Below are 15,421 nucleotides of genomic sequence, written 5' to 3'. Positions count from 1 at the left end.
TTGGGAATTCATTGAGGTGTCAGGCGTCGTTGATTTTGATTTTCTTCACCCCGCACAGCAGTTTGACATAATCATTGACCGAAAAGATTTTCAGCAGTTCTTTCTCCTTGAGTTCAATATAGAGATGCTGGTACCACTGTAGGGTTATATGGTTGATGAACATCCATCCCTGTAAGGTCTGTTCGTTCTGCGTGTAGGTGTGGTCTGCGTTGAGGACATTCTTTATCCCGTCGAACATCACCTCTATCGCCATCCTGTTTTTGTATGTCTGGTAAACCGTGCTTTCTGGCCGGTCAAGGCCAGTCAACAGGGCGAGGGTACTGAAACGGTTTCTTTTTTTTTTCAGGTAGTTTTCCCTGCTGTGGCTTTCCGGATGTGTCGTGATCCTGAGGACATAGTCGCTTTCTTCTTTGTTCCTGAGTGCCTCATCAAGATAGAGGTAAAGGAACAGGCCGTCACCCAGTGCCGTCCTCTGTGACCATACCACCCTTTTCTCATGGGAAAAGAATTCCGCATTGTCCTTGAAGCTGAGCAATGCAAGGGAGATCGGAGCGGAGAACATAGCCTACCGGAAATGGGAGAAGCTGAACCTCAATCCGTTGCTGCTTTCAGTCGGCTTCAGTCCCGAACAGGCCAAGCTTGCGGCCCCACAGGTTATATGCCGTGCGGTATCGGCCTCCGAGCTGAAGACCGTACGCTGGATAAAGGAAAACTCGGCCGTGTGCGAACTCACCGGGTAGTAGGGCGACAAAGTGACCAAAGACAGGCTATATAAAAGTGCGCTGGACTTGTACAAGGCCAAGGATGCAATCGAAAAGCACTTGTCCCAGCGTACCAACGAGCTGTTTGACCTGGAGGATAAAATCATCCTTTACTACCGGATCAACCTGAATGTAGGGGAAGAGTATGTGGTCTGGAATATTTATAATACCATCAGAGAGATAGAAAACCTATTCCCCTCCCTGAAAACCGACCTTGACCTAAGGCCTATCTATCACAAAAACGACGATGCCGCTATGGCAAACCTCCATGTGGGGATATTGGCTTATTGGCTGGGGAATACGGTAAGGTATCAGTTAAAACAAAATTGGGTAAAAAGCTGCTGGGCCGAAATAGTAAGATTCGGGAACACTCAAAAAGTGATCACCACGTCGGGGACCAACACATACGACAAAATCATCACAACCCGAGAATGCACAGTACCCAAGGATATTTTTTTCAGTGGGGAGATAAAATTCAGTTTAAAAAGGCTTGATAATAGCACGCTTTTTGAATTGGAATAATTTTATTATAAATTTTTTTAGCATCACCCATTAGTAAATAGTAAATGACCCACAATGCCCTTACGTAATGCGATTGCCTTCTTCGTTTTGTTTTTCCTTTTAGTCACTGCTGTGGGTATTCTTTCCATATGGAATGTAAAGAACATGAAGGCCACCCAAAACGCCATCAGTAATACTAACAGGGTTTTATATGAATTGGAACAGATCAATTCAAACTACAAGGAATTGTCAATCTCGGTAAGATCCTTTGTCATAACAGGGGATTCGGTGGATGTGATGCACAGAGAGTCCACCAAGTCCCGAATTGAGGCCAATATGGCGTTTCTTCAAGCCACTATAATAGACAGCCTTGCTAAGGCTTATCTTGATGAGCTAACACACGCATACAAAAAAAGGAATGAAACTTTCGGTGAGGTGGTTATAAACTTGAGAAAGGAAAGAGGTTTTGAGGAGTCCCAAAAGTTTTTTTCTGAACATGATGATCAAGCCCTTGTCACCCAGGATATTCCCGAACTCACTTTAAAAATTAAGGGGAGACTGGCGCAATTACTGCGTGAAAGGATCCACACTTCGGAAAAAAGTGCCAAAGAAACGGTTTATGTCATAGTTTTTGGGACCCTCATTTCTCTAGGCCTTGTCTTTTTTGTTATTTATATTTTTTTAAAGGATCAAAAACAAATTAATCTACAGTTGATTGAAATAGAGGAAAAAAAAACCGAATTACAATTGCTAGCCAATCAATTGCAGAACCACAATGCAAAACTTTTGAATTTCTCGCACATCACCTCCCATAATCTTAGATCCCCAGTAAACAACCTCAATTCTTTATTGCAACTATATAAAGAAAGCCAAAAGCCATCAGAAAGGGAAATGCTTTTCAACCATATTGAAACGGTGACTCAGAATTTGACCAGCACCTTAAATGACCTTATGGAAGCATTAAAATTGCAGGAAGACAGCCATTTAGATCGGGAAAGGTTGGATTTTGATGAAATATTCAAAAAAACTGTGCAAATATTTTCGGCCGATATTCTTAGAAGTGATGCACTAGTAACCCATGATTTCTCCGAAGTAAAAAAAGTGACCTATAACCGGTCCAATCTGGAAAGTATTATGTTGAACCTACTTTCCAACGCATTAAAATACAAAGCCCACAACCGAAAACCTCAAATCCATTTTGAAAGTTTCCTCACGGGTAGCAGTGTTGGTTTAAGGGTCACCGATAATGGACAAGGGATAGATTTGAAGAAATACGGAGACCAGTTATTTGGTTTGAATAAAACTTTTCATGGGCATGACGAAGGAAAAGGGGTTGGGCTTTACCTTATCAAAACCCAGGTAGAATCCAAAGGAGGTACCATCACCGCGAAAAGTGTTGTGGGAGAAGGTACCGAATTTAAGGTTATCCTTTTTTCAGGGAAACAATAAACTTTTTAACTATAGGTGGTGCCATGTACCAGAATTAAGGAAGTAGCAAATAGGGGCGGGAAAGGTACAAAATCCAGGTTGGGGATAGATAATTTATGGAAAAGGGGTACTTTTAGTGTTCCTTTTGGTTTTGCTAACTAAGTATCTCAAAATAATCTAATACATGCTTAAAACGTTTAACACCCTTTTGGTATTGATGGCCATTACCCAGCTATTTTGCCAAGCTCAATCAAGGACAAGTTCATCTAACAAACCCAATATCATTTTTATCCTCACCGATGACCAGCGCTGGGATGCGCTGGGGCATGCAGGCAACGACATTATCCATACTCCCGAAATGGACCGTTTGGCAAGGGAGGGTTCCTATTTCAAAAATGCACTGGTAACTACCCCCATCTGTGCAGCCAGTAGGGCTACTATTTTTACAGGGCTGTACGAACGCACCCACGCATATACCTTTCAGACTGGAGCTATCAAAAATGAGTTCATGGAAACTGCTTACCCCAAACTGCTCAAAGAAGCTGGTTACCGCGTTGGGTTTTATGGGAAATTTGGTGTTGTCCATAAAGATTTAGCGGGGCAATTTGATGAATACGATTCCTATGATCGCGATGGCCAGTTCAAGGACCATCGAGGGTATTTTTATAAAACCATAAATGAAGATACGGTTCATTTGACCCGCTACACCGGACATCAGGCAATGGAATTTATCGACAAGGCCAATCCGGAGGAACCCTTTTGCCTTTCCCTGTCCTTTAGTGCCCCCCACGCCCATGACCCGGCCGAACTACAGTATTTCTGGCAAAAGGAAGTGGACCCGCTACTGCAAGGAGTGACGATTCCGGGTCCTGATCTTGCTGAGGACAAGTACTTCGATGCCCAGCCGGAATTTGTAAAATCCGGATTTAATCGCCTGCGATGGACCTGGCGCTACGATACCCCAGAGAAGTACCAACACAGCATGAAAGGGTATTACAGGATGATCTCGGGTATCGACTTGGAAATAGCAAAAATCCGCGAGCTACTCAAGGCCAAAGGCCTGGACAAAAACACCGTGATCATCTTAATGGGAGACAACGGATATTTTACAGGTGAAAGGCAAATGGCAGGCAAATGGCTCCTCTATGACAATTCCATCCGGGTTCCTTTGATGGTTTACGATCCAAGAATAAAGCAACATGTTGATTCCGAGGAAATGGCTGCCAACGTGGATGTTCCTGCTACCATTTTGGACCTTGCAGGTGTAGAAATTCCGGCAAATTACCAGGGTAAAAGCCTGTTGCCTGTGGTAAAGGGAGAAAGGCTGAGCAGAGATACGGTGTTGATAGAACACCTTTGGGATTTTGAAAACATCCCACCCAGTGAGGGCCTACGCTCGGCAGAATGGAAGTATTTCCGCTACATCAATGATAAATCCTTTGAAGAATTGTATCACCTGACGGATGATCCAAAAGAAATCAATAACCTGGCAAAAGACCCACAGCACGCATCCACGTTGCAGGCGTTCCAAAGAAAACTAGATGCCTTGACTGCCGAACTGGCCGATGAAACTACTGCCGCTCCGGAAAACCTGCATGTGGAGTTTATCCGGAATCCCTCAGGGCTGACATTGAAGGATAAAAAGCCCGAATTTGGATGGCAAGTGCCGAAGGGATTGGTTTTTCAAACGGCGTATCAGGTGCTGGTAAGTAGCTCTCAGGAAAAGATTGACCAAAATATCGGAGATATGTGGGATAGTGGCAAAGTAACTGATCAACAATCATTTAACGTTTCGTATCAAGGTGCTACATTGGAAGAAAACAAGACCTACTACTGGAAAGTAAGGCTGTGGGACGGAGACAACCGCACAGGGCGATATGCGGAAAGCCAGGCCTATAAAGTAGGTGGAGGTGGAGAATACCTGACAACGGCAAACCATTTCCAGCAGGAAGACATAGCCCCTCTCGATCTAAAAAAAGTAGAAGACGCAACTTGGTTTATGGATTTTGGCAAAGCCGCTTTCGCCAACTTGGCTTTTAGTTACCAGCCTGATGAAGCAGAAACCTTGACGGTCCGCCTTGGGGAGCAACTCAAAGAGGGTAGGATCAACCAGGATCCTCAAGATCATATTCGTTTTCAGGAAGTAGAGGTAGCGGTCAGTCCTGATAGGGATAGGTATGTATTGCAATTGCCCGCTGATGAACGAAATACAGGACCCGCCGCAGTGGCTTTGCCCGATTCTTTTCCGGTACTACTTCCCTTTCGCTATGCGGAAATTGTGGCCAAAAAGCAGCCCGAATCCGTGACCCAGCAGGCATATTTTGGTTATTTTGATGAGGACCAGAGCCACTTCAGCAGTTCCGACACCACCCTGAATCAGGTTTGGGACTTGTGTAAATACAGTATAAAAGCTACTTCCTTTGCCGGGGTGTATGTGGACGGTGATAGGGAGCGTATTCCTTACGAAGCCGATGCCTACATCAACCAACTCAGCCATTATGCGGTGGACTGGGAATATCCCATCGCCCGCAGAAGTATTGAATACTTTATGGAAAACCCAACATGGCCCACGGAATGGCAGTTGCACGTGGCCCTGATGTTTTACGAGGATTATCTTTACACCGGGAGTACCAGATTGGTCAAGAAGTATTACGATGAGCTCAAACACAAAACCCTCATGGAGCTTGCCCGGGAAGATGGGCTGATCAGTTCAGAGAAAGCTACACCGGAATTCATGAAAAAACTCGGATTTAAGGATCCCGATGTCAAACTGGCGGACATTGTGGACTGGCCCCCGGCACAAAAGGACACTGGATGGGAATTGGCCACAGAGGAAGGGGAGCGAGACGGTTTTGTCTTTACCCCCATCAACACGGTGATTAATGCACTTTACTATCGTAACCTCCAAATTATGGAGGAATTTGCCAGGTTGTTGGGAAAAAACGATGAGGCAATGGAGTACGAGTGGATGGCCATAAAGGTAAAAAAGGCAATTACAGAGAAGTTAATGGACCCGGAAAAGGGGATCTATGTGGATGGAGAAGGTGCTGGACATTCCTCCCTGCATGCCAATATGATGCCCCTTGCCTTTAATTTGGTTCCGGACGAATATATTCCTTCCGTTGTGGAATTTGTTAAATCCAGGGGTATGGCGTGTAGCGTTTATGGCTCGCAGTTTTTGATGGATGGGCTTTATAATGCAGGGGAGGCGGATTATGCCTTGGAGCTGATGACCGCCACCCATGACAGAAGCTGGTGGAATATGATAGCAATAGGATCCACCATTACCTTAGAGGCTTGGGACATGAAGTACAAGCCAAATGCGGACTGGAACCATGCTTGGGGTGCGGTGCCAGGAAATATCGTGGCCCGAAAAATGTGGGGAATTGTCCCCAAAACCCCAGGAGGTGGCTTGTTGGAAATTAAACCCAAATTAAGTAACCTTACAGAAACAGAAATTACGGTCCCCTTTCTCGCAGGAAATGTAAACGCCTCTTACCAGAGGGTGAATAATCGCTTGCAACGCTATGAATTTGAATTGCCTGCCAATGTTTCTGCGGAACTGCATTTGGAGCTGAGCCCAAGCGATGCTGTTTCCTTAAACGGTAAAAAAGTCAATACCCAGTTCGGTTCCATTCGGCTTTCCCCAGGGAAGAATGAGATTGAATTACAGGTCAATTCGTTTTAAATCTGATTGAACCTCGGTTAGAGGTACCCAGGTGTTTTTAGAAGTATTTGTATCCGAGGAATATAATTTCCGCGGAGGCCTTTCTCGGCTGTTGGTGGAAACTTTGTCCATCCCAGTCCTTAATGGCCTGAACAGCAATAACCACAATTGTTTTCAGGGTGAAACCCCCGGATTTTAAAAAGCTTGACCTAATCCATAAATTCGATGATATCCGCCTGAATGGTCAGCCTGGGCCGGGTATACACCAGTAGGTTTAGGTTTTCCACATCATAGTTGATATTTACGAGTGCCAGGTTTCGGCCGTCCACCGAACCATGGTTGGCCTCAAAATTCTCCCATAGGTTACGCATTGCCGTTCCATATAATGCCCTGTCCCCACTTACTCTTGCCACTCCGATTACTTGGGCATAAACGCCGATGCCTATGGATGCACCTAAAATATATCCGGCTTTGGCCTCTCCATGCACCGATCTTGCCACAATTTTGTAATTGGCTTCTGATAACTCCACATTGGTAAGGGTGGAGGACAAGTGCATACCTGAAGATGCGCAGCCTGAAAAGAGAATAGTCAACAGAAGGAATAAAAGAGAAAATAGATAAGTATAGCGCATTTTCGGAATTTTAGTGTTTTATGTACTATTATAAATTAAATCTCAAAGTTACCATAATTCTTTATTTTACCATAAAGTGTTTTAATATTGGTTCTTATTTTTCGTAAAAGTATAAATATTTTATAAAAAAATATAAAAAATTTTGATCATAGTCTTTGGGGAATAATTTTTTTAGATTACTGTAAGTGCGATTTGGTTACTATGGTAAGAAAAACTTTTTAGAATTTCATCCCTACATTAAGGGAAATATCAGTGAGGTTGTCTTGAAGGTGGGAGAGGGGGATATTCATCCTTATGTATTTGGAGTGCTGCGAACCAGGAAATTCCAGGCTGTAGTACAACCCGTATGCTAAATAGGTTCCGCTTCTTGTATTAGTATAAGGAGCCAAATACGGGTAATTACCCGATTCTTTGAGCCAAAACCTTTTAGGCCCTACCTCAGCTCCTAGGGCATGGTTTATCTTACAACCCGTAAACCTGTAGCCCAGTCCTCCCATGGCTTGGATGGAACGCCACCTGGAGTTCAATAGGTCTTCTTCAATTCCCACCAACTTGCCCATGGATAAAATGGAATGGATGGTGGAAAACCTCAAACTAAAAAGAATTTTTTTTCTTAAAGGTTTATAAAGTTCAAAATTGGCATGACCTCTCAAGAAAGGGTCTATTCCAAGATTTATTCCTTTTGTCCAATCGCTGCTGTCCCTACTGTCTGGAGGTTGGCTAGACTGTGAGTAGCAAGTATTGGCCAATAGGATCAGGAATGCCGTTATAAGGTATAAATTCTTCATTGATTTATTCCATTAATTCTGCGGCCAGTTTTATCGCTTTTTTGACCGAACTTGAGTGGTTTTCATTTTTTATTTCCCGGAAAGCAAGGCTTATTTGGGGATGGTGATTTTCAAGAATTTTGGCCAATTCAAACACTAGGCTCCCGGTTGGTTCCAGGGAAGCCACTGTCATTATAACCCTTGCGGGCGTATCTTCAAGATGCTCCCTCCTCTGCTGTTCCATTTCGAATACGTACCCCTGTTCCACCCAAAGTGATGGGCTAAGTAAAATATAGGAATCAAATAATGCTGTTTCTTTCAAGTAGACTGATAGTGCAAAAAGGCCACCGAGAGAGTGTCCTAGCAATACCCTGTTACTATTTTCGTGGTTCACGCCGGGATAGGATGCTTCTACTTCACGAATAAGTTTTTTTAGATACATTAGATAGGGGTGAATTGCCCCATTTTCATTTTGCCAAAGGGAAATATCCAAGGCTTCATTCCTTATGTTTTCTGTATTCATGGAAACTATAATAGAGGGGAAGTTGCTGTGATGCCGACTAGGGCTTTGAGCGTTAAAATACCTGATGGCATGGTCGGCATGCCATTGTCCATCAATGACGAAAATCATGTTGATTTTGCCCGTAGTATCCATTTGGTCAGGTTCAAAAACACTGACTTCATGCTTATGCCCCAGAAAATTGGTTTGGATCGCAAATTCTTTGGTAGCGGGCTTTTGGGGCTCTAGAAAACAGGAGGGTAGTAGTAACAAGAATGCAAACAAAAGAAAGAGGGTTAATTTATTCATATTTGCGGAAATTTAGGAGGTTCAAATTTCTGCATTAATGCAATGCAATCATTGTAATTTTCAGCCAATTGTGATTTTGGACAAACTCCTTCAGATGTACTCCTTTTATCGGTTTATTACCCTATAAAGTATAAAAATAATAGAATAATCAACCATTTTATCATTTTCCAGCAACAGGAAACCCTCTGGATTAGCTAGCGCTATGTTATCCAAACTATGGACAAATTTCTTCCGCAGATTTCTCAGCTATTCGCAGAGGACCTCCGCATACACAATTTACTCTGCAGGAATCCGACCGTCAATTTATTCCTAACGTAACACTAGTGAGTTGTATTTAAATTTACCTAATTATATGAAACATTACTGGAACTCTATACGCATAATAGTAGACGTCTTGATTTAGTAGTAAAAAAAGGGTTATGAACAACTACAAATTCTATTATTGCAAACCTCCCAAGTCTTTAAGCCGAGTAGTAAAAGGTTTTTGGATGATTTCCGGAAAAGAGGGGGCTAATGGTTTCAATAGGGTTAAAATCCTACCTTGTTCGGGTTTTGGAATCATCAGTACGTTAAAGGGGGAATTCTTTTATTCAGGTCAAGAAGGCATCCTGAAGAATTACCCTAGAAGTTTTTTGGTAGGGGTTAGGTCTATGGATTACGAGGTGAGCATTTTCGGGGATTATGAGTTGTTTGGCATTATTTTTCATCCAGAGATTTACCACAGCCTGCACCTGACTTCTGCAAAGGAATTGGTAGACAATAAAATAGCACTATCCAACATTTTTGAAAAAAACAGCTCCCAGTTTGAAGAAGAGCTGTATTTTGGTGAAACGTTTATGGAGAAAACTGCAGTTGCCTCAAGGTATTTGGAAAATCACTTTCTGTTAAGACAAAAATCACCTGATGAAAAGTTTGGGTTTTTAATGAGGGACATCCATTCTCATCTGTACTTGAAAAATGTGGACGAGATATCCAAAATGTGTAGTATGTCCATCCGTAATTTTAACAGGACCTTTTTGGATAGGATGGGCATAAATCCTAAAAAATATAATAGGATTATTCGTTTTCAAAAAATCATAAATTATTTTAACTCAGAAAGGGACTGCCCTAATCTTACCTCTTTGGCCTATGAGTTTGGCTATGTGGACCAAAGTCATTTTATCAGGGATTTTTCAAAACTGTCAGGAACCACCCCTTTGAGGTTCAAGAATAGCTCAGCATTCGAGCCAAAGGAAGAATTGATTAAAGAATTAACCCATAAAATGAAGAACGCTGACCTTATTCATGCCTAGTTGGTTTTAAAATCAAGTAAAAAGTCAAATTCGGCTGATTTTTACAATTTATTTTTTTTAATCCTCCTGATTTTTGTTGAAATCAAATAATTAAGCTAATGAAAAAATCTCCTGATAAAATAGTTGTTGCCTTTGTGTTGATTTTGGTAATCCCGGTATTGGGGTATTTAAATATTGGTTTGATCCCTGCTTATATCTTTCTTGTTGGATTTTTTGGCGGGTTTATTTTGTGGCTGTCAAGTACTTCTGAAACAGCTTGGGAATCAATAAAGTGGCCCTATTTCTTGACAATGGCCATGTTTGCCATTCATAGGGTGGATGAGCAGGTCTCTGGTTTTTTTGATGAAATGGAAAAATTGACAGGAGTTCCATATCCGGATACAGTAACCGTTGAAGGTGTTCTTATTACACTTTTTTCGCTGTTTTGGTTGCTGAGTCCCCTGTTTATAATCAAGAAAAAGTGGTACGGTTATTTGGGTGCCTGGACTGTTTTTGCGGCAATGGGTGTGAGTGAACTGGCCCATTTTGTATTTCCTTTATTCACACCTGGCCCATATGGGTATTTTCCAGGGATGATCACTGTGGTTCCATTGGCCCCTGTGGCCTGGTGGGGCATGTGGAGATTGTGGCATTCTAAACCAACTACTCCTACTACACCATCCGATGGGTGACTAACTTACTATTATATATTCCTTATAGAATTTGCTTATGGGTGAGGGAAAAGGGATTTGAGCATCTACTTAACCTTTTCGGTTCCATTTAGCCATGTGTTCATAAACCTTACTCCCTCATCCACAATTGCCTCATGCCCTCCTTCATGTAAAATGAGTTCCATCCTTTCGGGAATGTTAAGTTGCTGATAATGGATTGTTGATTTTTCATATTCATCCACCACCTGAGGCCAATAAGCTATATTGTCCTTTTTCCCATGCTGAATCATCAAGGGTCGGGGAGCAATCAGGGAAACGAGATCGTAATCTGAAAATTCCGTCAACCATCCATTAAAAAATGCATGGTCTTCCCTTGGTGAAAAGCTGGAGTACCGCTCATCCGGCACAGCCATTTTGTTTCTTCGCTCATTAAACCAGGCTGAAACCACACCCGCTTTTATTCGGCGTTCTAGTGGCATCCAGAACATGGTCGCCATACCGCCCAAGGAAACCCCCCACATGCCCACCTTGTCCGCATCAATCCGTGGATCCGCAAGTACAATATCCAGGAGGTGCTGCAAACGAACCAATTCTATTCCGGGCAAGCTTGTACCTGCGAGGCGAGCATATCGTTCCACATTGTTACGCCTTTCTACAGATTTCAGGTTCATTGGCACCAATACAGCAAATCCAGCTTCCAGCAATGCTTTGGCGTATTCATGATAAGCTCCGGGAGAAAAGGGGGTTTCGGGCGTACTTCCGATGCCATGCTGAACAATGACAATACCTACCTGTTTTTCCTCACTTGCTCCTTCAGGGAATGCCAAAACGGCTTCTGCCATTAGCTTGCCAAGTGGAAGGTTGACCCATTCCGCATGGGTCTCTCCTAAAGTATAGGGGTTTCGCTCAAGTGGCCCACTCTTGGAAAGTACCGGGGGGCTCAACACCTCTTCCCATCTTCTTCGGTTTGGTTTCACGCTACGTTCCAATGCATCAGAGCTACTGTAATCACGGTTCCATGCTTTTTCCGAACGTGCCTCATATTCTTCTACAAGATAATGCCTGAGATAATTTTCCAGTTGTTTCTCATAGGCGTCTGTGCGTGCTGTTTCGACTTCAGGAGAAATGAGGGTATTGTTCTGGCCTACTGCTTTCAAAGTGCCTACCAATAATAGGAATATTAGAATACACCCCTGGGGGCAATAATATTTTTTGAGCATATTTTAAATGAATACATTGTTTTGTGAATCTACCAAAAATAGTTCAAAGTAGTACGTTTTGTTTTTATTTGCTAAGAGGATCGGATACAATTGGTTTTTTGTTTGGCTCATTATAAATGGGGCAATGAAATTCAGTGTTCCAACCGCATGGTTATTAGTGGGGCACAAAAAAGGAAATAAATCCAATATGCACAATCATGGCTATTGGCCAAGGGGAAAAATTGAATATCCGAAAACCACGGTAGGAGAGAAATACAACCCAGTCCATTTGATATTTATCAACCCTACAGGATACCAGGTGAATTATTTTTAAAATGGGCCATTTGTTTATTTCCCCTGTTTTGGCTGCCCATGATTATCTAAATAGTGCTTCCTTCACATAGACACCGGATATTCTCACATTTTCTTTTTTCTGCCCTTTATCAAAACCCCCTTAGAGAAATGGAATTCTCCAAGGGGATAAAATTGGTCAAAAGGGAGAGCCTATCGGTTGGATTTTTCCAGGTATTCTTCAATTTGTTCCATACTGACGGCAAGGTCCTCGGGGTATTTCTTTACCCAGGCACGAAATTCGTTTTTGATGTCCTCGTTCCACTGACCATGAATTTCCCCGGAAGGGTATTTTCCTTCCTGCAGTAGTAAACGCTCAAACTCATCCCGGAGCCCCACCAATTCGGATGTCACCACCAGGTCCTCTACCAGATGGGCAGGGATAAAGGCTGTCCCATAATCATTGGCAAAGACCACGTCTCCCGGAAACACCGTTACTTCCCCGATACGGACAGGCGCATTGATGGAAGTAGGTGTCATGTCTTTGATAAAAGAGGGGTCCTGCCCTTTGATCCAAGCGTTAAAGCCCTCTGTATCTTTGAGTTCCTGCATGTCCCGGATGGAACCATAGAAAACCACCCCTTTCCCTGTTTTTCCATAAATGGCATTGCCAAGACTCGAACCTATAAGTGTACCGTCCTTCACTTTTCCATAGCCGTCTGCCACATAAATATCCCCTTCCGTCAAGATGTCAATCGGCCAGATATTAATACCTCCCCGTTGTGAACGCCCTTCTTTTTTTCCAGTCGCACGAACCAGGCTGTCCAGGTCAGGGCGAGAGGGCATAAACTGGGCCGTCATTGCCCTGCCGACCATGGTGCTTCCCGGCTTAAGAATGATCCAGTCTTTTTCTACTTGATTTCGGTACCCCTTACGTAAGAGGAATCCCCAGATTTGTTCCAAGGTGGCCTTTTCAAGTTTTTGAAGCATGACGTCGGGTACCTTGGGTCTTCCGTCGTCGAAGCGCTCCCCTTCCCATAGGGAAGTAAGGGCAATGATCTGTTCTGAAGGAGATCCGATTTGCTGGGCCTGAAGAGGGAGTGACAATACACAAATTACCAATAAGAAGAAGATATTTTTCATAATTGTAAATAAGGATTTGGGTTTAATTGATGTTTGAAACGGAAAATAGTAAAAAGATTTAGATTGCAGAATTTTATTTTATATGTTAGGAAATATTTTTCTGTAGGCATATACGCAAAAGGTAAAGGGTGGATCCCCAATCTAAAGAGCTTCGCAACTAAAAATTATAAGGAGGGAGCCTTGCTCTAATTCATCCGGAAGACCGGCCAAAGATCGGTTTTGCTTTTGGCCCATTGCTAATGAGTATGGAATTTTTGTATGCTAGCCATTTGGCGAAAAGAGGGGGAAGTCAAATTTTTAGCAAAGTGGGAGGGTGAATTGGTATACTTAATTCATATGTTTATAATTTCTTTTTAGCGGTCATATAGCTTGCCCCTGCCTGCCCCGAACTCGTTTCGGGGAACTCGATTCGGGGGAATCTCGCATCTCCCCGATAGCTATCGGGGCATCCCAGTGTGTGACGTGCTCGTCATGCCCTGACTGTCGTCAGGACAGACTCGATTTCAGTTTGTGATCACGGAAGGGATAAAAATAACCCCCTAAGGTAAGGCCACTAGTGGCAAGAGCAGAAAAGCATCTTTAAGAGCGGTGCGGTTTATTCCTACAAAGACCCTGTATGCACAGGCATCAGAAAAATTTTTAAAGGGCTTTTTGATTTATAATGGTGTTGACTTGCCAATGGGGCATGGCATGGGATATTTTCACCGCACATTTTTGAGGGTTTCTCAAATTCCTTTCCTTCCTCGTAATAGGAAGTAGCACATGATTTACAAAACCCGGCCGGTTTGCCCTAAAAGGTTGGTTATACCTTCATCGGTGTATCATTAAAATATCCTCTTATAATTCTCAACCATCATGCCTGCATATGGAGCTGCATATTCCTCCAATTTATTCATGTCCGCTTCTGAAAGTTTTTTCATGTCTCGCAACACGTTTACATTGGCTTCTAGTTGTGGGATGGTCAGGCACCCACTGCACAAACTAGAAACCGGCAACGAATATACATACTGGTGCAGATTGGCATAAGTAAGTTGCGTTTTACCTACTACATCAGGAATATCTTTCGTTTCTATATGCTTTGGCGTGGTGTCTATCCGTTGTCCCATCATACTGCCTCCGGCCATGGTTTTCATGGCAATAATGCCGTATTCTCTTTCCAGCATGACCGGCAACACATGCTTTTGAAAGGATTCAAAGGTTGGGTCGCAAACATTTTGTGGCATTTGACAAGTATCCATTTCAACTCCCAATTCATCCAGCTTTTTCAAAAAATGTAAAAAAGTTTTGGGGCTTTGGTGTCCGGTAAAGCCGATATAACGTGTCTTTCCCTTTTCTTTGGCCTCAAGGAAAGCATCCACAACACCCGCTTCTACTCTTCGATCTACCTCTTCCGGAGATGTTAGGTTATGGATCTGCCACAAATCTAGATAATCGGTTTTTAACGCTTTTAAGGATTCGTCGAGCATCTGCCGAACTTCTTTTCCCGTTTTACCATGTGCCTTGGTCATCAGGAAAATCTGGTCCCTATATTTTGGAGTTAGAAATTTACCCATGTACTCTTCCGCACGGCCATTGATATATCCTCGTGCATTATCGAAAAACCGCACGCCCAGCTCCATGGATCTTTCCACCATTTTTTCAGCATCTGCCGAGTTATCTATGAATCCCAAATGATAGCCGCCAAGACAAAAAGCTGTCACTTTTTGACCATCCCTTATCAATTGCCGTTGGGGTAAAATTTCACCCAACTTGTCAGTTGCCGGAACTGCTGAAGCCCAGTCAGCAATTAAACTAAATGCCGCGATGGAGGCTGTATCTTTGATAAATTTCCTGCGATTTCCCATTTCCTTTTAATTTGTTATCAATTATGCCTTTCGAGAAGGAGGAGGTAAATAATAAGGATTTAATGAGATATTTCCAAATAGAATTTGATTTTTATCGACAGGTTAATAGTAATAAAAACCCAACATAATTTAAAATAATTCGATTCAAGAAGTGAAAAATGCAATATAACGGGAAGGGTAACACTAACAAAGGAAATCAGGTAGGCAAGGGCAGGTCTTTCCAACAGCCTTTCCCAACCCACCCGGGCACTAGTCAATGATAGCCCAATTAGTAACACGAACCTTATCCTTAAAGCAATCAACGGGAAAACTATGGAAAAAGGCAATGCCCTTTTTAACCGATAACTTAGTTGCCAAAAGATAAAATGGCCAAGAAATGGCAGGTACAAATACGAAATTCTAGTATTTCATTTATTTTCCACAAACCCGGAGCAGCTT

General features: G+C 42.8%; 11 protein-coding genes and 1 pseudogene. 5 read left to right on the top strand and 7 right to left on the bottom strand.

All coding sequences use genetic code 11. The features are described 5' to 3' along the window. Window positions 1-19: 19 nt before the first annotated feature. Window positions 20-562, bottom strand: coding sequence for a transposase (locus DB520_RS11065; RefSeq protein ID WP_114749771.1), 543 nt, complete (start codon window positions 560-562; stop codon window positions 20-22). On the opposite strand from DB520_RS11065, the pseudogene DB520_RS11060 reads away from it, so the two are divergent. The 3 genes and pseudogenes from DB520_RS11060 to DB520_RS11050 all read left to right on the top strand — a co-directional run. After that, window positions 519-1,283 (top strand): annotated as a pseudogene (locus DB520_RS11060) (IS1634 family transposase); the annotation flags it as partial. The gene DB520_RS11065 and the pseudogene DB520_RS11060 sit on opposite strands and share 44 nt — an antisense overlap. A gap of 54 nt (window positions 1,284-1,337) precedes the next feature. Beyond that, window positions 1,338-2,711: a sensor histidine kinase gene (locus DB520_RS11055; RefSeq protein ID WP_114749769.1), complete on the top strand. Its 1,374-nt coding sequence runs from the start codon at window positions 1,338-1,340 to the stop codon at window positions 2,709-2,711. A 163-nt stretch (window positions 2,712-2,874) separates the two neighbouring features. Next, window positions 2,875-6,378 (top strand): sulfatase-like hydrolase/transferase, encoded by a 3,504-nt coding sequence (locus DB520_RS11050; protein WP_114749768.1) that lies wholly within the window; start codon window positions 2,875-2,877, stop codon window positions 6,376-6,378. 188 nt (window positions 6,379-6,566) lie between these two features. On the opposite strand, the gene DB520_RS11045 is transcribed toward DB520_RS11050, so the two are convergent. The 3 genes from DB520_RS11045 to DB520_RS11035 all read right to left on the bottom strand — a co-directional run bounded on the left by DB520_RS11045 (window position 6,567) and on the right by DB520_RS11035 (window position 8,564). Next, window positions 6,567-6,989 (bottom strand): DUF6567 family protein, encoded by a 423-nt coding sequence (locus DB520_RS11045; RefSeq protein WP_114749767.1) that lies wholly within the window; start codon window positions 6,987-6,989, stop codon window positions 6,567-6,569. Window positions 6,990-7,207: 218 nt separating this feature from the next. After that, the gene (locus DB520_RS11040; RefSeq protein WP_114749766.1) at window positions 7,208-7,777 is read right to left on the bottom strand and encodes a hypothetical protein; all 570 of its coding nucleotides are present in this window, start codon (window positions 7,775-7,777) and stop codon (window positions 7,208-7,210) included. Window positions 7,778-7,781: 4 nt separating this feature from the next. Beyond that, the gene (locus DB520_RS11035) at window positions 7,782-8,564 is read right to left on the bottom strand and encodes an alpha/beta hydrolase (RefSeq protein WP_114749765.1); all 783 of its coding nucleotides are present in this window, start codon (window positions 8,562-8,564) and stop codon (window positions 7,782-7,784) included. A 419-nt stretch (window positions 8,565-8,983) separates the two neighbouring features. Between DB520_RS11035 and DB520_RS11030 the strand changes: the two genes are divergently transcribed. Together DB520_RS11030 and DB520_RS11025 are read left to right on the top strand one after the other, a co-directional pair. After that, a complete protein-coding gene (locus DB520_RS11030; RefSeq protein WP_114749764.1) occupies window positions 8,984-9,856 on the top strand; it encodes a helix-turn-helix domain-containing protein in 873 nt (290 codons plus the stop codon). Between the two features lie 98 nt (window positions 9,857-9,954). Further along, window positions 9,955-10,527, top strand: coding sequence for a hypothetical protein (locus tag DB520_RS11025; protein ID WP_198675299.1), 573 nt, complete (start codon window positions 9,955-9,957; stop codon window positions 10,525-10,527). A 65-nt stretch (window positions 10,528-10,592) separates the two neighbouring features. Here the strand turns inward: DB520_RS11025 and DB520_RS11020 are convergent, their stop codons facing one another. The 3 genes from DB520_RS11020 to DB520_RS11005 form a co-directional block, all read right to left on the bottom strand. Beyond that, a complete protein-coding gene (locus tag DB520_RS11020; protein WP_114749763.1) occupies window positions 10,593-11,726 on the bottom strand; it encodes a dienelactone hydrolase family protein in 1,134 nt (377 codons plus the stop codon). A gap of 483 nt (window positions 11,727-12,209) precedes the next feature. After that, on the bottom strand, window positions 12,210-13,139 hold the full coding sequence (locus tag DB520_RS11010; RefSeq protein ID WP_114749761.1) for an RraA family protein: 930 nt from the start codon (window positions 13,137-13,139) through the stop codon (window positions 12,210-12,212). A gap of 824 nt (window positions 13,140-13,963) precedes the next feature. After that, window positions 13,964-14,983: an aldo/keto reductase gene (locus tag DB520_RS11005; RefSeq protein ID WP_114749760.1), complete on the bottom strand. Its 1,020-nt coding sequence runs from the start codon at window positions 14,981-14,983 to the stop codon at window positions 13,964-13,966. Window positions 14,984-15,421 lie beyond the last annotated feature (438 nt).

The sequence above is a fragment of the Pleomorphovibrio marinus genome (genome assembly GCF_003347495.1).
Classification (GTDB): Bacteria; Bacteroidota; Bacteroidia; order Cytophagales; family Cyclobacteriaceae; genus Pleomorphovibrio; species Pleomorphovibrio marinus.
This window is presented reverse-complemented; position numbering and strand designations above follow the sequence as displayed.